Here is a 17,335-nt window from a genome sequence, read left to right on the forward strand (position 1 = left end):
CGTGCCGCGCTCCGCGAAACGGACGGCCGTCAGTCCCCGCCGCACGCCTCCTCGAAGAAGTCGAGGTTCTCCTGGAGGGACTTCATCAGCCTGTCCCGCTCGGCCTCGTCGACCTGCACCGGCGCCACCCCGGACGCCTCGACGAGGCGCCGGAAGCCGCCCCTGCTCTCCAGCCGCCCGTGCACCCGCACCGGCAGCCCCACGAGGTGGGCGTGGCCCGCTATCCGGTACGACTCCTCGTCCAGGGTCATCCGGATGTGGGGGACCTCGGCCCCGGCGATGACCTTGAGCCGTACCGTGCCCTCGCCGCGCGGCCCTGCTCTGCGCAGGCGCACCACGGCTCCGGTGATCCGCACCGGCACGGAGGGTTCCCCACGCTGGTAGCGGGCTCCCGCCTCACGCAGTACGGGCAGGTCACCCGGTGAGAACTCGACCGGTTCGGCGGGCACCGCGCAGCCCTTCGGGGTGCCGGTACCGGGCGCCCACTCCACCGCGATCCGGGCGCCCTCGCTGCCGCGCACCAGGGCGACAAGCGCCTCGGTCAGCTCCTGGCTCACTCCCGCCTCGACGGCGGCGTCGAAGGCCTCCATGCCGCCGGTGGCCCGCTGGTAGTCGATGGCTTCCCGGGCGGCGCAGAGGGCCTCGTGCAGGCGCAGTGCGAGCGGGCGTCCCGTGGACACGGGGACGAAGGCGGTGAGCCGGCGCCCGCCGGGGGCGGCGCCGACCAGGATGTGCTCCAGGGCCGCGGCGGCGGGCCTGCGGTGCCGTGCGCCGTAGTAGCCCGCGCGGGCGCGTGTGGCGAGTGCGCCGGCCAGCAGCATCTGGCGGGCGGCCGTGCGCAGCCGGTCCTCGACCACCCAGGGCGCCGCGCCCGTGGGACCCATGGGCACGTCCCGCCACCAGCGGATCTCGTCGCTGGGCACGGCGAGGCCGAGCAGCACGTCGCGTGCCGAGGGGGAGCCGCTGCGGGCGAGGGCCACCAGGGCTTCGCTGATGAGGTCGTCGCTGTCGGGGAAGGCGCGGCTCTCGGGGATGAGCAGGCTCGTGCGGCCGTCACCGCGGCCCGGCGGGGTCCAGCGGCCGTAGCGCCCGGGGGCTCCGCCGCGGCGCTGCCAGCCGTGGCGGTCGAGCAGGGCGCTGAGCACGGCGGGGTCGACTTCGTCGGGGGCGGGCGGCTGGTTCCACAGCGGTTCGACCGGGTGCGGGCGGACGCTTCGGCCCGGCTCGTCGAGGGGACGGTGTGTCACGGTCTGCCTCCCGTTCCGACCCGGGTCATGATCTCGCACAGGGCACGGTCGTCGAAGATGCGTGACGTCGGGATGCGTACGGTGGTGCGTCGCCGGCCGGTGACCGGGTGCCCGGCGAGATTGATCCAGTAGCAGCAGTGCCGAAGGTCCAGACGGTCGTGGCCGGCCCGCAGCCACTGCTCCTGCGACCGGGGGACGATCATCACGACGAGGATCTTGTGCACCGAGACCGGGGTGCGGGCGAGCTTCGCCAGGTGCTCGTTGTCCAGCGTGAAGGAGAAGAACCGTCCCGGTGGGTTCGGCGGTATCTGGTACGTGCACTTGAGCTGCACCTTGATGGTGACCTCGTCGTCGACCGTGTGCCCTGGCGCGCTGTGGCTGACGTGCCAGTCGATGCCGTTGTCCGGAAAGGGCTGCGAGAGCGAGCAGCCGGCCGCGGCGACGACCGCGTGCAGGTAGCCGACCTGCAGTGTCTCCATGCAGGCGGTGGTGGCGAGCGTGCCGCGATGGGGTGCCGTCCGCTCGGGAAGCAGCCCGCCCCGCTCGGGCTGCGCTATCGCCATGACCAATTGCCTTCCGCGCCGTAGGAATCCCGTGACGGGTCGCTGAACTGCAAAGACCCGTACTCCTGTTGTCTCCTCCCGGCGTACGCCGCAAACAGCCCGGGTATCACCAAACAGGCAGAAGACGGTACGTCAGCTGCCCTGGGTGAACGAGGAGTTGTGTAGGCATGACGTGCTGGTATGAGGGGCCGCTGGCCGCCTTCGACACGGAGACCACGGGCGTGGATGTCGAGACCGACCGGATCGTGTCGGCCGCCGTCGTCGTCCAGGACGCCCCGGGCACCCGGCCGAGGGTGGGCCGTTGGCTGGTGAACCCGGGGGTGCCGGTGCCCGCCGAGGCGACGGCGGTGCACGGGCTGACGGAGGATCACCTGCAACGCAACGGCCGCTGGCCGTCGCCGGTGATGGAGGAGATAGCCCGGGAACTGGGCGAACAGGCCGCGCTCGGACGGCCGCTGGTGGTGATGAACGCGCCGTTCGATCTCACGCTCCTGGACCGGGAGTTGCGCCGCCACCGGGCCTCGTCGCTCGAACGCTGGTTCGCGGCGGCGCCGCTGCAGGTACTGGACCCCCGGGTGCTCGACAAGCACCTGGACCGCTATCGCAAGGGCCGCCGCACTCTCACCGACCTGTGCGCGCACTACGGTGTCGCGCTGGAGGGGGCGCACGACGCGGCGGCGGACGCGCTCGCCTCGCTGGAGGTCGTACGGGCGCTGGGGCGCCGTTTCGCGAGCCGTCTGGAGCGGCTGACACCGGCCGAGCTGCACATCCTTCAGACCGGGTGGCACGCGGCGCAGGCGCGCGGGCTCCAGGCGTGGTTCGCGCGCAGCGGCTCGGACGAGGCGGTGGACCCGGCGTGGCCGGTGCGCCCGGAGCTGCCGGCGGCGGCCTGAGCTGCGGCGGGGGCCCTGCGAGCAGCTGTCGGGCGAGGCGGCCCGGGAGCGGTGCGAGGCCGAAGCCGGCACGCGCTCCGCGTTCCCGGCCATCCGGAAGAGCACGACAAGCACGGGGGCCTCGCCTGCCCCATCAAGATCGGGAGCGTATGCGGGCGGGGCTCAACAAGAAGAGCCGGTCCGCGAGTTGCGGACCGGCCCTCTCCCGGTGGGCGATACTGGGTTCGAACCAGTGACCTCTTCGGTGTGAACGAAGCGCTCTCCCACTGAGCTAATCGCCCGGGAACGCACTGAACCATACAGGTCCCGGCGGGCTTCGTTCAAACCGCTTCCAGGTACGCCGCGAGGCCCTGCCGCCCGGAGCGCATCATGAACCGGTGGTTGGCGCGGAAGAAGGGCCGTCCCGGCACGGCCAGCCGCCTGAGCAACGGTTTGTTCACCTCGACCTCCTGGTCGTAGCGGGCGCGGCAGCCGTGCGCCGTCCCGGTGAGCGTCCAGCGGGCCCAGCCCTCCATGTCGCCGGACATCGCGATCTCCAGCACTCCGGCACCGGGGTCGCGCCGCGTCTCGCGTGCCGTGAAGGCCATGTCGTACGGCAGCAGGGAGCGGATGGTGATCACGGCAGTGATGTCGTCGACCCGCTCCACCGCGCGCACCTGCGGCCACCAAAGGGGGTACTCCTCGGCTCGTTCCAGCACGGCGTAGGCCCGGCGGGGCGGCACGGGCAGCGCCCACACCGTGTGGAAGCGGTAGTGGTTCCAGTCCATGTGCCTCCGGTCCCTGAGCCCCCGGTCCGTCACCCTTCAGCCCTTCAACCTCTTCAGCCGAGTCACCCTCGGCCGGGGCAACTGAACGCATGTCGAGGGCGGTTGCCGGCCGTGCGCGCCACCCGGTGTCCGGATTCCTCGCGTCCGCCTGCGACTTGGGGCCCAGCGGAACGGCCGCCTCACGGCCGCCTCACGACACCCGGCGGAAATCCAATGGTGTTCCGGAATACTTCCGGTCGGTTTAGGAGGTACCACACTCCGGCACTTCTCGTAGAAGTCCAAGTAATCCGGAGGGCACGGGAAGTCCGCGGTGAATCATTTCAGCCATGCGCCCACCAGCCCACCGGAAGCGAGGGCGGCGGACACGCGTCGAGGGCGGCGTGTACGCACAGTGTTCGTGCCTACACACCGCCCTCGGTTCTGTGGGCGATACTGGGATCGAACCAGTGACCTCTTCGGTGTGAACGAAGCGCTCTCCCGCTGAGCTAATCGCCCGGGCGCAGGAAGAACATTACCCCATGTCAGGGGGCGCCTCCGACCAGGCGTCGGAGCAGTTGGATCATTCGTCCCTGATGCTCCAGGGGGTCACCAGGCCGAACTTCCAGACGTAGACACCGGCGAGCGCCACCGCGACCGTCGCACCCGTCGCCGTCAGGATGATGTTGCGGCGGCGGACGCGGGGGTCGAGTGCGCGCTGTGCCGCCTCGGTGACCTTGCGTTTCGTCCAGAGGAGCACCAGTTGGGCCCAGACGAACTCGGTCGCCCAGATCGCCATACCGGCGAAGATCACCAGCCAGCCCGGACCGGGCAGCGGAAGCAGGATCACGCCTGCGGCGATCACCGCGAGGCCGATCACGAAGATGCCCACCTGCCAGCCGATATGCAGCGCGCGGCGCGCTCTGACGAAGGCCGGCGCCCGCGATCCGGGTGCACGCTCCGCGCCGGACTCCTTCCCGGGCGCGGCGGTCGCGCGCCGACCGTCACTCCCCGTATTCATGGAGCCAAACCTACCGGAGAGAAACCGGTCACCGGAATGGTCGTACCCGGCGAACGGCATCTCGGCCGGATGAGCTACGTAAAGACAGGCAAAACCCTCAGAGGGGTTTACAACGGCACCGTAGGTGGCATGTCGATTTCGCCGACGTGCGAATCCCCGAGCGCACACTGAGCGAAAGGCCCTGGCGCTTATGAACACCACGGTCAGCTGTGAGCTGCACCTGCGCCTCGTTGTGTCGAGCGAGTCCTCACTGCCTGTACCCGCAGGACTGCGGTATGACACGGCCGATCCCTACGCCGTGCACGCCACCTTCCACACCGGAGCCGAGGAGACCGTCGAGTGGGTGTTCGCCCGCGACCTCCTCGCGGAGGGCCTGCATCGGCCCACCGGCACCGGTGACGTCCGCGTCTGGCCGTCGCGGAGCCATGGACAGGGCGTTGTCTGCATCGCCCTGAGCTCTCCGGAGGGCGAGGCCCTGCTCGAGGCCCCTGCGCGGGCCCTCGAGTCGTTCCTGAAGCGGACCGACGCGGCCGTGCCGCCCGGCACGGAGCATCGCCATTTCGATCTCGACACAGAGCTCTCCCACATCCTGGCGGAGAGCTAGCGCAGCATCGCGAACCGCCCAGCGCCGTCCACTCGGGGAGACGGCTCGGGCCAGGACAACCGCATACGGCACTACCAGGCGCCGTCGCCGCGAGCCCCGCGGAGGCGGCGCTCCGGCATGTACGGAGGGCGACGGACGGGACCCCGACCGTGAACGGCGAGGAACGCGCCAGGGCGGCGAGGGAGCGGGGCCTGCGTCCCCCAGGGGGCCGCGAGCGCCTCCGAGCCCGTCAAGGGCCGCCAGGGGCGCCCCGCGGCCGTTCGCGGCGGTCCGCAGCCGTGAGCCGCTAGGCTCGGCCAGCATCGGCGGGCGCCCGTGCCCGACCCAGGCCAGGGAGCGACACGTGCTGATCACCCACGACACCCGGTGCGCGCTCGACCTCGTGGTGGATCTGGTGAACACCGCGCCGGAGGGCGACGAGGCGGACCAGCTCCCGGATGTCGCCGCCCTCGACGAGTTCGCGCGCGGCCACGACCTGAGCGACGTCGGCGTCCTCTCCGCGTTCGACCTCGCCGCCGTCCGCAAGATCCGCGGGCGGTTCGCCGCGGTGTTCGCCGCGCCGGACGCGCGCACCGCGGCCGGGCTGATCAACGAGCTGGTCGCGGCGGCGGGTACGACGCCGCGGCTGACCGACCACGACGGCTACGACTGGCATGTGCACTACTTCGCCCCCGGGGCGTCCGTCGCCGACCACATGGCCGCGGACTGCGGCATGGCTCTGGCGTTCTTCGTGGTCGCGGGCGAGCAGGAACGGCTGCGCCGCTGCGAGGCGCCCGACTGCCGGCGCACCTTCGTGGATCTCTCCCGCAACCGCTCCCGCCGCTACTGCGACAGCCGCACCTGCGGAAACCGTCTGCATGTGGCCGCGTACCGCGCGCGCCGCAAGGAAGCGACCGGCTGAGTGATCATCCGGGTAAGAACCGATACGGAACCGGGGACCGCCCCGCGGCGTCTTACAGGAGAGTCCTGAAACCGAGCGCCGGGCGCTACTCTCTGTCATCTCGACGGCTGGATGGCACGGACACCCCACGCTCCCGCATCGCTTTCCGGTGGTGGACGGCCGGGCTGACGGAGCCCCTCGGCGGGTGACGCCAGGGGCTCCGCATACGGCTCAGAGCATCAGCAGGTCGTGCAGTGATGCCATGAGAAGCAGGCAGCCGATCACCGCAAGGAAGATCATCAGCGGTGGCTGGGAAAGCGCGAAGAGACAACCACGGCGCTCCTCGAGAGAAGCGCCGGCGTCGCTCTGGGTTCTGTCCAGCATCTCGCGGTGATGATGACGCAGCCCAGGCCCGCCTGGCGATCAACACGCCCGTAATGGCGGGGAGTTCGCCAACTTCTGCGCTCTACGGAACGAAGATGATCTCGAGTGCGCGACCTTGATCGTCCAGAGGCCCCCTGCGATCACTGTGTCGTTTCAAATCGATCTGGATCTCACGCCGTATCGATGCGGGCTGTACCGATTCAACACGCTCGACGTCGTGATTCCGTACAGGGCCTCGCACCGCGCCTCGTACACAGGGTTCACGCCGCGCGTCATATTCCATGCTTCTTGAGGATGGCCTCGATATCGCTGAAGTCGTCCTTGGAGTCGGTGCGGGCACCGGCTGCCCCGGGCGAGGCCGTGGGCCGGGTGGCCGGACGGCCCGCGTTGCCCAGTGCGGGCGAGGAGGGCGGCGCGGCGACGGCCGTCTCGCGCTGTGCGGCCCGCGCCGCCTTGCGCTCCTTGCGGGTGCCGCCGTTCCGGCGCTCCACGGCCCGTGTGGTCGCGAACAGCAGCCAGGCGACACCGAGCAGGCCGAAGCCCGCCCAGGCGGTGGGACTGAACGCCGTGTCGGCGAGCCAGCCCACGACCCCGGTCATCACCAATGCCACCGGCACGAGCGAGTACGCGGCGAGACGCGCGGCGGCAAGGAAACGCTTGCGGTAGGCCGTGACCGCGGCGATGCCCAGCCCGGCCACGGAAACGGCGGAGCAGACTGTCTCGGCAATCATCCGGTCCTCCACGCGGGTCGGTCGGGCAGGGTCGGTTCGTCCCTTCCATCCTGCACCGTCGCGCGCCCCACAGGCCACGGTCCCGCGCGGCCTCAGGGACATCTCGGGGTCGATCTCCGGGTGGTCTCCTCCCCAGGGCGCGGATCCGGCTCCACCCCGGCTCCACCCCGCGGCCCCGGAGGTCCTGTTTGGGACGTGTCCGTCGTGCTGGGAGACTGTGACCATGAGTGACTCCTCCGCCGCCCGCACTGCCGTCCCCGTCCTGGACGTGTGGTGCGAACTCCAGTGCCCCGACTGCCGCACCGCCCTCGATGATCTGCGCGCGCTGCGCGCCCGCTACGGCGACCGGCTGGAGCTGCGGCTGCGGCACTTCCCGCTGGAGAAGCACCGGCACTCCTTCGCCGCAGCGCAGGCCGCCGAGGAGGCGACGGAACAGGGAAAGGGCTGGCCGTATGTGGAGGCCGTGCTCGGCCGGGTCGAGGAACTCGACCACAGGGGCGAGCCGTTCCTGGTCGAAGTGGCCCGCGAACTCGGCCTGGACGCGGAGGAGTTCGACACGGCGCTGATCGACGGCCGGCACATCCTGATCGTCGACGCCGACCAGGCGGAGGGCAAGGCGATCGGCGTGACCGGCACCCCGACCTATGTCATCGGCGGCGAGCGCCTCGACGGCGGGAAGAGCCAGGAGGGTCTGCGCGAACGCATCGAGGAGATCGCGGACCGGCTGCTGGCCGAGCAGGGGGCCTGAGCACGGACGGGCGGAATCGCCGACCGCCGCCCTGATGTCCGGTCCGCCCCTACAGCAACGGCTTGTACAGAGCGAACCGCGTCGTCTCGTAGCCGAGGGACTCGTACAACCGCTCGGCCGGCGTGTTCCCCGCGAACACGTTGAGGCCGAGGACATGTCTGCCGGCGCCGATGGCCTGTGACTCCGCCAGGAGCATGAGCGTACGGCCGTGTCCCCGGCCGCGGTGGGCCACGTCGGCCTCGACGTCGAACACGTAGGCGCTGTCCTCCCGCAGCGCCAACCACAGGGTGCCCACCCGGGTCCCTTCGTGCTCCAGCACGCTGAACAGCATGTTCTCCGTGGCGAGCCCCCGCGGCAGCAGTTGCTCGTGGTCGCGCCGCGCCTTGGCGTACGCCTCGGCCTCCGGTACACCTCGTTCTATCCACGTGCGCGCGTAGTGCTCGGACTCGTACTCGTACCAGGCGTCGTACTCGGACTGCGTCATCGGCCGTCCGCGGCTGCCGGCGGGAAGCGCGGGAGGCCGGTCGCCGAGACGCTTCTCCATGCCGCGGTTGCGCAGTGTGTAGCCGAGCACCTCCGCGAGCCGCAGTGCCGCCCCGGCCGTGGCCGGGACGTTCATCTCCATCTGCGTACAGCCCCAGCCGCGTGCCACCTCCTCCGCGGCGAGCGCGGCCACCGTGCCCCGGCCACGCCGCCGGTCCGGCTCCTCGATGCGCAGGTCCAGGATCACGGCCACCGTGTCGCCGAAGGAACGGGAGGTGCCGAGGTGTATCGCGCCAACGGGACGGCTGTTCACGCACACCTGGTAGTGGCGTGAACGCGTCCCGTCGGCCGCGCGCTGAAGCGGCCCGGTCGGCCGCAGGGTCGTGGTCATCAGGGGTGTTCTACCCGCCGTGGAGATCCACTTCAGCTGAATTACCCGGGATTCCCGGGCTGCCGTGTCCTACGGATCGAGATCCCCCGCGGACCGCTCGTCGAACAGCCGCATGGCCTTCGCGGTCACCGGGCCGGGCGCCCCCGCCAGTTCACGGCCGTCGACACGGTGCACGGCCTGGACATCGCGCAGCGTGGAGGTGAGGAAGATCTCGTCGGCGCGCTCCAGCACATCGAGCGGAAGGTCGGTCTCCCTGGCGCCGGTCCACTCGGCCGTGAGCGCGCGCGTGATGCCGGCGAGACAGCCGGAGGCGAGCGGCGGGGTGTGGATCTCCCCGTCGAGAACGACGAAGACGTTCGTCCCCGTGCCCTCGCAGAGCTGCCCGACCGTGTTGGCGAACAGCGCCTCGGTGGCGCCCTGTTGGGAGGCGCGGGCGAGAGCGACGACGTTCTCGGCGTAGGAGGTGGTCTTGAGGCCGGCGAGCGCGCCGCGTTCGTTGCGGGTCCACGGAACGGTGATCACCGCGGTGGAGTCGGGGCGCCTGGCGGTCGCGCCCAGGGCCACCATGAGGGTCGGGCCCCGGTCGCCGCGGTCCGAGCCGAGCGGGCCGTACCCGCCGGTGTAGGTGATGCGCAGCCGTCCCAGCGGTGCCGGGTTGGCCTCGAGGACGGCGGCGCACGCCCGGCGCACCTCGTCCAGATCGGGGTCCGGCAGTCCGAGGCCGCGCGCCGAGCGGGTGAGCCGCTCGAGGTGGCGGGTGAGCGCGAACGCGCGCCCCTCGGTGGCCTTGACGGTCTCGAAGATGCCGTCACCGACGGTCAGTCCATGGTCGAAGACGGAGACACGGGCGGACTCGGCGTCCTGCAGTCCTCCGTCGAGCCAGATCTTCACGTGAGGGTTCCTCCGCTCGCCTCGTACGCTCCCGATGCCACGTCCAGCAGACGGGCGGCCTTCAGCTCGGTCTCCCGCCACTCGCCCTCGGGGTCGGAGCCCCAGGTGATGCCGGCCCCGGCCCCGAAGCGCAGCACGGCCGCGCCGTCGCCGGTCCGCTCCAGCCAGAAGGTGCGTATGCCGACCGCCAGCTGGCCCGTTCCACGGTCCGCGTCGACCCAGCCGATGCCGCCGCAGTAGGGACCCCGGGGTGCGGTCTCCAGGGCGTCTATGATGCGCAACGCGCTCGACTTGGGGGCACCGGTGATCGAGCCGGCCGGGAAGGTGGCGGCCAGGAGCTGCGGCCAGCCGGCGTCCTCGCGCAGCTCACCGCGGACCGTGGAGACGAGGTGGACCAGGCCGGGGTGCTTCTCCACGGCGCACAGATCGGGGACGGTCACGCTGCCCGAGGTGCACACACGGCCGATGTCGTTGCGGACCAGGTCCACGATCATCACGTTCTCGGCGTAGTCCTTCTCCAGAAGGTCCGCCTCGGTGCGGCCGGTGCCCTTGATCGGGCCCGACTCGACGGTCCGGCCGTCGCGGCGCAGGAAGAGCTCGGGCGACGCGGTGGCGATCTCCACACCGTGCCGCGGCAGACGAATCGTTCCCGCGTAGGGCGCCGGATTGCCGCGTGCCAGCACGGCGGTCAGCGCATCCACATCGGCGTCGGCGGTCACGGGCGCGGAGAGCACCCGGCAGAGGTTCACCTGATACACCTCGCCGGTCGCGATGTGCTCGCGGATCCTCCGTACGCCCGCCGTGTACGCGGCGCGGTCGAGCGAGGACGTCCAGTCCCCTCTCACCGGTCCGCGCCAGGCGCCCGGTACCGGCGCCGGTACGGGCTCCACCCGGACGTCCGCGAAACGTGCGCAGGTCAGACGGCCCTCGTAGTCGGCGCAGACTGCCCAGAACCCGGTGGAGTCGAGGGCCGCGGGGTCGCTGGTGACATCGAGGAGTCCGGTGGCGACGCGGTCGCCGAAGCGGGCGAGAGGTGGAAGGTGCTGCACATTCCCGAGTCTAGGACGGCTCTCCCGCGGGTTGCCCGGCCGTGTCCTCCCGGATGTCGCACGAACGCCCTGGCCATGTCCCCCACCAGGCGCAGCGGCGCACGCTGCGTAAACGCGTTTTTGTGCTGGCCCGGGAATCCGCTAGAGTTCAACACGTCGCCGGGACGCGAGAGCGCACCGAAACGACAAGCGGACGTAGCTCAGTTGGTAGAGCGCAACCTTGCCAAGGTTGAGGTCGCGAGTTCGAGCCTCGTCGTCCGCTCGAAGGAACAAAGGGGATCTTCCCGACCCCCTGCACTCCTGGTGGAGTGGCCGAGAGGCGAGGCAACGGCCTGCAAAGCCGTCTACACGGGTTCAAATCCCGTCTCCACCTCCAAGGACGATTAGCTCAGCGGGAGAGCGCTTCCCTGACACGGAAGAGGTCACTGGTTCAATCCCAGTATCGTCCACTGGTCCGCGAGGACCGCGACCCGCAAGGGTATGTATGATCCGCGAGGATCCCCGCGCGATTAGCTCAGCGGGAGAGCGCTTCCCTGACACGGAAGAGGTCACTGGTTCAATCCCAGTATCGCGCACGCGGCAGCCCGGCCCTCTCTGCGAGGCGGCCGAGCCCCCGAGGACGATTAGCTCAGCGGGAGAGCGCTTCCCTGACACGGAAGAGGTCACTGGTTCAATCCCAGTATCGTCCACGCACCGAAGCCCCCGGCCCTGCGGCCGGGGGCTTCTTCGTGACCTCGGTGGTGCTCAGCTCGAGAAGAGCATGTGCCCGAAGCTCTTGTGGCCATGATGGCCGTGGTGACCGTGGCCGCCGTGGTGGCCGCCGTGCGGAGCGCCCCAGGCCGGAGCGGCCGGGTACGCCTGCGGGGCAGCCGGGTACGCCCCCGGGGCGGGCGGGGGCGGCGGGGCGGGCTGTGCCCATTGGGACTCCAGGCGGGTCAGTGCCTCCAGCTCCCCGTAGTCCAGGAAGATGCCGCGGCAACCGCTGCACTGCTCGATCTGGACGCCGTTGCGGTTGTAGGTGTGCATCGGCGCATGGCACTTCGGACACTGCATGCTCGGCTCAACTCCTCGCCGGTCGGTGGTGCTTCGCCAGGTACGGACTCGCCTCTGCCCTGGCTGGTTGCAGCCTACGTCGTATCTCTGCACGCCAACTACGGTGCAGTCGTGCTCATTCGGACACAGGCGTCCACCACCGCCTGCTCCACCTCGTCCAAGGGGCGACTCGTGGCGACGGATTTGGTGACGGCCAGGGCGGCCGTCTGCACGGTGAGGGCGCGGGCGGGCACGTCGAGCACGGGCCATGGATCGCCGTCGGCAGGCACCGCGGGGCCTCCGTTCCCCCGGTACGCGGTGAGGAAGCGGGTCCACTCCTCGGGCGGAAGCAGCCCGCACGCGTACCAGGCGGCCGGGCGGGCCAGGTCCCAGGCGGGCTCGCCCGCCCCGAGGTCATCGATGTCGATGAGGAGCCAGGGGCCGGCGGGCGCGGGGTGGCGCACGAGCTGGCCGAGATGGAGGTCTCCGTGGCAGAGAGAGCGCGCGGACGGCATGGGAGCCTCGTCCCGCACCCAGGCCGGGAGGGCCGCCCAGGCGCGGAGCACCGGCCCCGCAGCGGGGTGCGCGCCGGCCGCGATCAGGCGCCGGACGGCGCGGGCGGCCTTGGCGGGGCCGCGCATGGGCGGGAGGGCGACGGGGACGGGGGCCCGGTGCAACCTCGCCAGGAGGCCGGCGGCGGCCTCCCAGGGCGCGACGTCCGGTGCGCCGGGGTCCACCGGGGTGCCGTAGGGCCAGAGCGTCACGAGGCGGCCGTCGACGGTGACGGCGGCGGGATGGAGCGGGGCGAGGAGGGTACCGGGGAGCCTGGCGGCGGTGGCCAGCCGGAGCGAGAGCGCGGTGGGGTCGGTGCCGGGTGCGTGGGCCTTGGCGACGGTGGGGCCGTGGCGGACCACGGCGGCGTCGTCGCGGTCGGCGAGGACCGCCTCGGAGCCCGTGCAGTGGCAGTCCGTGCCGTCCGCCCGGTGCGCCGCGGCACGTGCCGTCGAGGCGAGTGCGGGCAGGAGTGCGGTCACGGATCCCCCGGGAGTGTGTCTACGGCTGTGCTGGGAGCGTACGCGTGACGGCCCCGGGCAATGACAACGCCCGCGCAGCTCCCCAGCTGCGCGGGCGTTTCTGCCGTCCGCCGCACCCCCGTCCCCACGGGGTTTCATGGATCGATGTCCCCGCCCGGACCGCTCTTCCGGGCTTGGGGCGCCGCTCAGCGCCCCAGCATCACACCCACGGACGACGCCTGTGTGACCACTGCCTCCCAGCCGCCGAAGGCGTACACGAGCAGGGTCGCCAGAGGAAGGACCATGACGGCCGCCACCAGCGGGTGGCGACGACCGGGACGACGGGTGCCGAACGCGGCGCCGTACGCCTTGAGTCCCTGCGCGCGGATCAGTGTCCGCGAAGCCGCCCGGGCCATGGTCCCTCTCCTGACCGTTGTGCTGTTGTCCTCGCAGCGGTGGGCGCCGACCTCGGGGGACGAGTGCTGCACCCACCGCTTGACCTCAAATCTAGGAGCCGGGCGGCGCGAGGGCGTCATGCCTTCGTATCGATTGCCTGGCCTCCCGGAGGATGAGCGATCACCCGCGATGTACTCCCCTGGGTGGAGACGAGGTCCTACGACTCAGGGTCATCCCTGAGGGGGCTTCCCGGTGTTTCCCGCCGCCAGGGCCCTGCGGGCCGTCCCGGCCGTCCGGCCTGGGGACGGACGGGGGCCGGGAGTGACTTCGCTCACTTCCGCCACTCGTCTGCGTACCGCCGCCGCCACCCGATGGCCCGCCCTGACAGCCCCGATCACGCAGGTGCGCGTCGCGCTTCCGGCACCTGAGGGTGTCTTCGCGCGGTGATCCCTTCTGGGGCCAATCCCCCTTTTCTGCATGGGTGGTTGACGACCTGTCCGGAACTAAGTCTTCCTGTTTGTCCATGCCCTGACCGCCTTTCAAGTCTCGTACCCGGCACTGACAATCGATCGGGGTGAGAGGGCGCGGCCTATGCGCGCACCCGGCCGTGGAAACGTAAGCTGTGGCTCGTCAGACGGACCGGGCAGCGGGGATGGACATGGCGATGATGCGCCTGAGGCGTGAGGACCCGCGTGTCGTCGGCTCGTTCAGGCTTCACCGGCGGCTCGGCGCGGGCGGGATGGGTGTCGTCTATCTGGGCTCGGACAAACGGGGTCAGCGTGTCGCGCTGAAAGTGATCAGGCCGGATCTGGCGGAGGATCAGGAGTTCCGGTCGCGGTTCGCACGTGAGGTCTCGGCGGCACGGCGGATTCGCGGGGGATGCACGGCGCGGCTGGTGGCCGCGGATCTGGAAGCGGACCGTCCGTGGTTCGCCACGCAGTACGTGCCCGGGCCCTCCCTGTACGACAAGGTCGCCGAGGAGGGGCCTCTCACGGCCGCCGAGGTGGCCGCGGTCGGGGCCGCCCTCTCCGAGGGGCTGGTGGCGGTGCACGAGGCCGGGGTCGTCCACCGCGATCTGAAGCCGTCCAACATCCTGCTGTCGCCCAAGGGGCCGCGGATCATCGACTTCGGAATCGCCTGGGCGACGGGCGCGTCGACACTCACGCACGTCGGTACGGCCGTCGGGTCGCCCGGCTTCCTCGCCCCGGAGCAGGTGCGCGGGGCCGCGGTGACCCCGGCCACGGACGTGTTCGCGCTCGGCGCGACGCTGGCGTACGCGGCGACCGGCGACTCGCCCTTCGGGCACGGCAGCTCCGAGGTGATGCTCTACCGGGTCGTGCACGAGGAGCCCCATCTGCACGGCGTACCCGACGCGCTGGCCCCGCTGGTCCACGCCTGTCTGGCCAAGGACCCCGAAGAACGGCCCAGCACGCTCCAACTCTCGCTCCGGCTCAAGGAGATCGCCACGCGGGAGGCGCAGGGACTCGTGGACGTACGGCCGCCCGCCCAGCGCGGCGAGCCGGACCGGCCCACGGGGCGGCTCGCGGAGCAGTACGCCGAGCAGCGGACCGTGCGGCGGCCCCAGGGGCCGGGCACTCCCCCACCGCGGAGCAACGGCTCGCGGTCGGGGGCGCGCCCGACGCCGGCGGCGCAGCGGGGCCAGTCCCGGTCCGGCAGCCGGCCCGCGTCGCGCGGTGGGCCGCGGAGCGGTACGCACAGCGGGGCCGGGCGGGCGGCGCCGCGGGCCACCGGGACCGGGCTGCGCCCGGCCAATCCCCGGCTGCTGCGGCAGCGGCTGTTCGTGTTCGTCGTGGTGACGGTGCTGGTGGCGCTGGGGATCGCGGCGGCGCAGGGGTGTCAGGGGCCGGCCCGGGGACTCGGGCGCTCCGCTGGGGGGCTGGGCGGGACGGTTGCGGTGGCCTCTCGGCTGGGGGCGGGGGTGTGGGGGTAGCCGGATTCCCTGCGGGTGCGTGGGGGATTTTGCGCAGTTCCCCGCGCCCCTAACCGGTCGGGTCCCGTGCGTTGTCACCTGCGGGTGGCTTTATCGACAGGGGGCTGTCGGGGGCTTTCCTCTGGCTAGTGCCGCGGGCGGCCCGTTGCCACTGCGTAGAACGCTACCGCCGCCGCCGCGCCCACGTTGAGGGAGTCCACGCCGTGGGCCATGGGGATGCGTACCCATTCGTCCGCGGCGACCAGGGCCTGTGTGGACAGGCCGTCGCCCTCGGCGCCGAGCATCAGTGCGACGCGGTCCATCTTGTGCGGGGCCGTCTCGTCCAGGGACTTCGCCTTCTCGTCCGGGGTGAGCGCGAGCAGCGTGAAGCCCGCTTCCCGGACCGATTCCAGGCCCTTGGGCCAGGTGTCGAGGCGCGCGTACGGCACCGAGAAGACCGCACCCATGGAGACCTTCACGCTGCGGCGGTAGAGCGGATCCGCACAGTCGGGTGACAGCAGGACCGCGTCCATACCGAGGGCGGCGGCGGAGCGGAATATCGCACCGATGTTTGTGTGATCGTTTACGGATTCCATGATCACCACACGGCGCGCGATGGCGAGGAGTTCGTCCGCCGTCGGAAGCGGCTTGCGCTGCATGGAGGCGAGGGCGCCGCGGTGCACGTGGTAGCCGGTGACCTGCTCGGCGAGTTCCGGGCTCACCGCGTACACCGGGGCCGGGAGTTCGTCGATGACGTCCCGCATGACGTCGACCCACTTGGCCGACAGCAGCATGGAGCGCATCTCGTAACCGGACGCCTTGGCCCGTCTGATGACCTTCTCGCCCTCGGCGATGAACAGGCCCTCTGCGGGTTCGCGCTTACGGCGCAGCTCCACGTCGGTCAGACCCGTGTAGTCGCGCAGGCGCGGGTCCTCGGGATCCTCAACGGTGATGAGATCGGCCACAGGGGTGATACTGCCTTGTCCTGGGAGTGGTGCCAACGGCTGGAACGGGCCGGGTTACCCCGGGTTACTCGACGGGCGGCGGCCCGGTCCGCACGACCGCGCCGATGACGATCACCGCCGGGGGCCTCACGTCCTGGTCGCGTACGGTGTCCTCGACCGTCGCGAGGGTGGCGTCGACCCGGCGCTGGGCCGCCGTGGTGCCCTCCTGGACAAGGGCCACGGGAGTGTCGGGCGCCTTGCCATGGGCGACGAGCGTCTCGGCGATCTTCCCGATCTTGTCGACTCCCATGAGGATCACGAGGGTTCCGGTGAGCCTCGCCAGCGACGGCCAGTCGACCAGCGAGCGCTCGTCGTCAGGGGCCACATGGCCGCTGACCACCGTGAACTCGTGCGCGACGCCGCGGTGCGTCACTGGGATGCCCGCCGCGCCCGGCACGGAGATGGAGCTGGAGATGCCCGGCACCACCGTGCACGGGATGCCCGCCTCGGCGAGCGCCTGCACCTCCTCCATGCCGCGGCCGAAGACGAACGGGTCCCCGCCCTTGAGCCGTACGACCGACTTGCCCTGCCGGGCGTGCTCGATCAGCGCGTTGTTGATGGCCTCCTGGGCCATGAACCGCCCGTAGGGGATCTTCGCCGCGTCGATCACCTCGACATGCGGAGGGAGTTCGGCGAGCAGGTCGCGAGGGCCGAGCCGGTCCGCGATGACCACGTCCGCCTCGGCGAGCAGACGGCGCCCGCGGACCGTGATCAGGTCCGGGTCGCCGGGGCCCCCGCCGACCAGCGCGACGCCGGGCGTACGGGTGCGGTGGTGCGGGGCGACGAGCGTGCCGTCCCGCAGGCCCTCCACCACGGCGTCGCGGACGGCGGCGGTGTGACGGGGGTCGCGGACCTTCGCCTCGGTGGTGAGAACGGCGACGGTGACTCCCTCGCTGTGACCGGTCGCCGGAGTCCACGCGGTGGCCGCGTCGGCGTCGTCGGAGCGGACGCACCACACCCGGTGACGCTCCGCCTCGGTGGACGCGGCGGCGTTGGCCTCGGGGTCGCTGGTCGCGATCAGGGCGTACCAGGCGTCTTCCAGATCACCGGGCTCGTACCCGCGCTCGAGCCAGGTGATCTCGCCCGCGTCCCCCATGGCCTCCACGGAGGGGGTGGCTTCCGGCGAGATCAGAAGGACGTCGGCGCCCGCGGCGATGAGGGCCGGAAGGCGGCGCTGAGCCACCTGACCGCCGCCCAGCACGACCACGCGGCGACCGGAGAGACGGAGCCCTACGGGATATGGGGGGTGTTCGGCCATGGAGGTACGGCTCCTCGTCCAGGCGGTACCAGGCGGTACGGCGAAGGGGGGCCTCTACGGCGCTGGAGCGGCCC

Annotated in this window: 19 protein-coding genes and 7 tRNA genes; 10 read left to right on the forward strand and 16 right to left on the reverse strand. The window is 71.4% G+C overall.

The features are described from left to right. Positions 1–29 precede the first annotated feature (29 nt). Together ABZ845_RS11105 and ABZ845_RS11110 are read right to left on the reverse strand one after the other, a co-directional pair. Complete coding sequence (locus tag ABZ845_RS11105) at positions 30–1,247, reverse strand: hypothetical protein (RefSeq protein ID WP_360976243.1); 1,218 nt, start codon at positions 1,245–1,247, stop codon at positions 30–32. Next, positions 1,244–1,810, reverse strand: a complete 567-nt coding sequence (locus tag ABZ845_RS11110; protein WP_360976246.1) for a DUF4365 domain-containing protein — start codon at positions 1,808–1,810, stop codon at positions 1,244–1,246. The genes ABZ845_RS11105 and ABZ845_RS11110 overlap by 4 nt, the downstream gene beginning before the upstream one ends. A 167-nt stretch (positions 1,811–1,977) precedes the next feature. Between ABZ845_RS11110 and ABZ845_RS11115 the strand changes: the two genes are divergently transcribed. Then, positions 1,978–2,703, forward strand: coding sequence for a 3'-5' exonuclease (locus ABZ845_RS11115; RefSeq protein WP_360976248.1), 726 nt, complete (start codon positions 1,978–1,980; stop codon positions 2,701–2,703). A gap of 209 nt (positions 2,704–2,912) precedes the next feature. On the opposite strand, the gene ABZ845_RS11120 is transcribed toward ABZ845_RS11115, so the two are convergent. The 4 genes from ABZ845_RS11120 to ABZ845_RS11135 form a co-directional block, all read right to left on the reverse strand. Continuing rightward, positions 2,913–2,984: transfer RNA gene (locus ABZ845_RS11120), tRNA-Val, on the reverse strand. 39 nt (positions 2,985–3,023) lie between these two features. Continuing rightward, positions 3,024–3,470 carry an SRPBCC family protein gene (locus ABZ845_RS11125; RefSeq protein ID WP_360976251.1) on the reverse strand — a complete coding sequence of 149 codons (447 nt, stop codon included), beginning with the start codon at positions 3,468–3,470 and terminating at the stop codon, positions 3,024–3,026. 423 nt (positions 3,471–3,893) lie between these two features. Next, a tRNA-Val gene (locus tag ABZ845_RS11130) sits at positions 3,894–3,965 on the reverse strand. 64 nt (positions 3,966–4,029) lie between these two features. Further along, complete coding sequence (locus tag ABZ845_RS11135) at positions 4,030–4,467, reverse strand: TIGR02611 family protein (RefSeq protein WP_360976254.1); 438 nt, start codon at positions 4,465–4,467, stop codon at positions 4,030–4,032. A gap of 190 nt (positions 4,468–4,657) precedes the next feature. Here ABZ845_RS11135 and ABZ845_RS11140 point away from each other — a divergent pair, with 190 nt between their 5' ends. Next, positions 4,658–5,071, forward strand: a complete 414-nt coding sequence (locus ABZ845_RS11140; RefSeq protein ID WP_003959770.1) for an SsgA family sporulation/cell division regulator — start codon at positions 4,658–4,660, stop codon at positions 5,069–5,071. A 343-nt stretch (positions 5,072–5,414) separates the two neighbouring features. Then, the gene (locus ABZ845_RS11145; RefSeq protein WP_360976257.1) at positions 5,415–5,972 is read left to right on the forward strand and encodes a CGNR zinc finger domain-containing protein; all 558 of its coding nucleotides are present in this window, start codon (positions 5,415–5,417) and stop codon (positions 5,970–5,972) included. A gap of 210 nt (positions 5,973–6,182) precedes the next feature. On the opposite strand, the gene ABZ845_RS11150 is transcribed toward ABZ845_RS11145, so the two are convergent. Together ABZ845_RS11150 and ABZ845_RS11155 are read right to left on the reverse strand one after the other, a co-directional pair. Further along, entirely contained in the window at positions 6,183–6,335 is a 153-nt protein-coding gene (locus tag ABZ845_RS11150) for a hypothetical protein (RefSeq protein WP_360976259.1), read from the reverse strand. A gap of 272 nt (positions 6,336–6,607) precedes the next feature. Continuing rightward, positions 6,608–7,066: a hypothetical protein gene (locus ABZ845_RS11155; protein WP_360976262.1), complete on the reverse strand. Its 459-nt coding sequence runs from the start codon at positions 7,064–7,066 to the stop codon at positions 6,608–6,610. Between the two features lie 223 nt (positions 7,067–7,289). Between ABZ845_RS11155 and ABZ845_RS11160 the strand changes: the two genes are divergently transcribed. Next, positions 7,290–7,814, forward strand: coding sequence for a DsbA family protein (locus ABZ845_RS11160; RefSeq protein WP_360976265.1), 525 nt, complete (start codon positions 7,290–7,292; stop codon positions 7,812–7,814). Between the two features lie 49 nt (positions 7,815–7,863). On the opposite strand, the gene ABZ845_RS11165 is transcribed toward ABZ845_RS11160, so the two are convergent. The 3 genes from ABZ845_RS11165 to ABZ845_RS11175 all read right to left on the reverse strand — a co-directional run bounded on the left by ABZ845_RS11165 (position 7,864) and on the right by ABZ845_RS11175 (position 10,628). Continuing rightward, positions 7,864–8,688 (reverse strand): GNAT family N-acetyltransferase, encoded by an 825-nt coding sequence (locus ABZ845_RS11165; protein ID WP_360976268.1) that lies wholly within the window; start codon positions 8,686–8,688, stop codon positions 7,864–7,866. A 69-nt stretch (positions 8,689–8,757) separates the two neighbouring features. Beyond that, the gene (locus tag ABZ845_RS11170) at positions 8,758–9,579 is read right to left on the reverse strand and encodes an aminodeoxychorismate lyase (protein ID WP_360976274.1); all 822 of its coding nucleotides are present in this window, start codon (positions 9,577–9,579) and stop codon (positions 8,758–8,760) included. Then, positions 9,576–10,628: a chorismate-binding protein gene (locus ABZ845_RS11175; RefSeq protein WP_360976277.1), complete on the reverse strand. Its 1,053-nt coding sequence runs from the start codon at positions 10,626–10,628 to the stop codon at positions 9,576–9,578. The genes ABZ845_RS11170 and ABZ845_RS11175 overlap by 4 nt, the downstream gene beginning before the upstream one ends. A 189-nt stretch (positions 10,629–10,817) precedes the next feature. Here ABZ845_RS11175 and ABZ845_RS11180 point away from each other — a divergent pair. The 5 genes from ABZ845_RS11180 (at position 10,818) to ABZ845_RS11200 (ending at position 11,317) form a co-directional block, all read left to right on the forward strand. Continuing rightward, positions 10,818–10,890: transfer RNA gene (locus ABZ845_RS11180), tRNA-Gly, on the forward strand. 40 nt (positions 10,891–10,930) lie between these two features. After that, positions 10,931–11,004 (forward strand) — tRNA-Cys (locus tag ABZ845_RS11185). Between the two features lies 1 nt (position 11,005). Continuing rightward, positions 11,006–11,077, forward strand: a tRNA-Val gene (locus tag ABZ845_RS11190). A gap of 54 nt (positions 11,078–11,131) precedes the next feature. After that, positions 11,132–11,203, forward strand: a tRNA-Val gene (locus ABZ845_RS11195). Positions 11,204–11,245: 42 nt separating this feature from the next. Beyond that, a tRNA-Val gene (locus tag ABZ845_RS11200) sits at positions 11,246–11,317 on the forward strand. Positions 11,318–11,372: 55 nt separating this feature from the next. On the opposite strand, the gene ABZ845_RS11205 is transcribed toward ABZ845_RS11200, so the two are convergent. From ABZ845_RS11205 to ABZ845_RS11215, 3 genes are all read right to left on the reverse strand, one after another. After that, complete coding sequence (locus ABZ845_RS11205; protein ID WP_360976280.1) at positions 11,373–11,681, reverse strand: zf-TFIIB domain-containing protein; 309 nt, start codon at positions 11,679–11,681, stop codon at positions 11,373–11,375. Between the two features lie 98 nt (positions 11,682–11,779). After that, positions 11,780–12,694, reverse strand: a complete 915-nt coding sequence (locus ABZ845_RS11210; RefSeq protein WP_360976283.1) for an aminoglycoside phosphotransferase family protein — start codon at positions 12,692–12,694, stop codon at positions 11,780–11,782. A 185-nt stretch (positions 12,695–12,879) separates the two neighbouring features. After that, positions 12,880–13,089, reverse strand: coding sequence for a hypothetical protein (locus tag ABZ845_RS11215; protein ID WP_360976286.1), 210 nt, complete (start codon positions 13,087–13,089; stop codon positions 12,880–12,882). 632 nt (positions 13,090–13,721) lie between these two features. Between ABZ845_RS11215 and ABZ845_RS11220 the strand changes: the two genes are divergently transcribed. After that, on the forward strand, positions 13,722–15,020 hold the full coding sequence (locus ABZ845_RS11220; protein WP_360976431.1) for a serine/threonine-protein kinase: 1,299 nt from the start codon (positions 13,722–13,724) through the stop codon (positions 15,018–15,020). A 125-nt stretch (positions 15,021–15,145) separates the two neighbouring features. Here the strand turns inward: ABZ845_RS11220 and ABZ845_RS11225 are convergent, their stop codons facing one another. Together ABZ845_RS11225 and cobA are read right to left on the reverse strand one after the other, a co-directional pair. Next, positions 15,146–15,964: an RNA methyltransferase gene (locus ABZ845_RS11225; RefSeq protein WP_360976289.1), complete on the reverse strand. Its 819-nt coding sequence runs from the start codon at positions 15,962–15,964 to the stop codon at positions 15,146–15,148. Between the two features lie 64 nt (positions 15,965–16,028). Continuing rightward, positions 16,029–17,261, reverse strand: a complete 1,233-nt coding sequence (cobA, locus tag ABZ845_RS11230; protein WP_360976291.1) for a uroporphyrinogen-III C-methyltransferase — start codon at positions 17,259–17,261, stop codon at positions 16,029–16,031. Positions 17,262–17,335 lie beyond the last annotated feature (74 nt).

This window comes from Streptomyces sp. NPDC047022, assembly GCF_040644155.1.
GTDB lineage: Bacteria > Actinomycetota > Actinomycetes > Streptomycetales > Streptomycetaceae > Streptomyces.

Bases quoted from the DNA above. Each gene is read 5' to 3' on its own strand.
- cobA (WP_360976291.1), bottom strand. From the start codon at position 17,261: ATGGCCGAACACCCCCCATATCCCGTAGGGCTCCGTCTCTCCGGTCGC.
- ABZ845_RS11155 (WP_360976262.1), bottom strand. From the start codon at position 7,066: ATGATTGCCGAGACAGTCTGCTCCGCCGTTTCCGTGGCCGGGCTGGGC.
- ABZ845_RS11165 (WP_360976268.1), bottom strand. From the start codon at position 8,688: ATGACCACGACCCTGCGGCCGACCGGGCCGCTTCAGCGCGCGGCCGAC.
- ABZ845_RS11205 (WP_360976280.1), bottom strand. From the start codon at position 11,681: ATGCAGTGTCCGAAGTGCCATGCGCCGATGCACACCTACAACCGCAAC.
- ABZ845_RS11135 (WP_360976254.1), bottom strand. From the start codon at position 4,467: ATGAATACGGGGAGTGACGGTCGGCGCGCGACCGCCGCGCCCGGGAAG.
- ABZ845_RS11220 (WP_360976431.1), top strand. From the start codon at position 13,722: ATGGACATGGCGATGATGCGCCTGAGGCGTGAGGACCCGCGTGTCGTC.
- ABZ845_RS11150 (WP_360976259.1), bottom strand. From the start codon at position 6,335: ATGCTGGACAGAACCCAGAGCGACGCCGGCGCTTCTCTCGAGGAGCGC.
- ABZ845_RS11140 (WP_003959770.1), top strand. From the start codon at position 4,658: ATGAACACCACGGTCAGCTGTGAGCTGCACCTGCGCCTCGTTGTGTCG.
- ABZ845_RS11160 (WP_360976265.1), top strand. From the start codon at position 7,290: ATGAGTGACTCCTCCGCCGCCCGCACTGCCGTCCCCGTCCTGGACGTG.
- ABZ845_RS11115 (WP_360976248.1), top strand. From the start codon at position 1,978: ATGACGTGCTGGTATGAGGGGCCGCTGGCCGCCTTCGACACGGAGACC.
- ABZ845_RS11125 (WP_360976251.1), bottom strand. From the start codon at position 3,470: ATGGACTGGAACCACTACCGCTTCCACACGGTGTGGGCGCTGCCCGTG.
- ABZ845_RS11215 (WP_360976286.1), bottom strand. From the start codon at position 13,089: ATGGCCCGGGCGGCTTCGCGGACACTGATCCGCGCGCAGGGACTCAAG.
- ABZ845_RS11110 (WP_360976246.1), bottom strand. From the start codon at position 1,810: ATGGCGATAGCGCAGCCCGAGCGGGGCGGGCTGCTTCCCGAGCGGACG.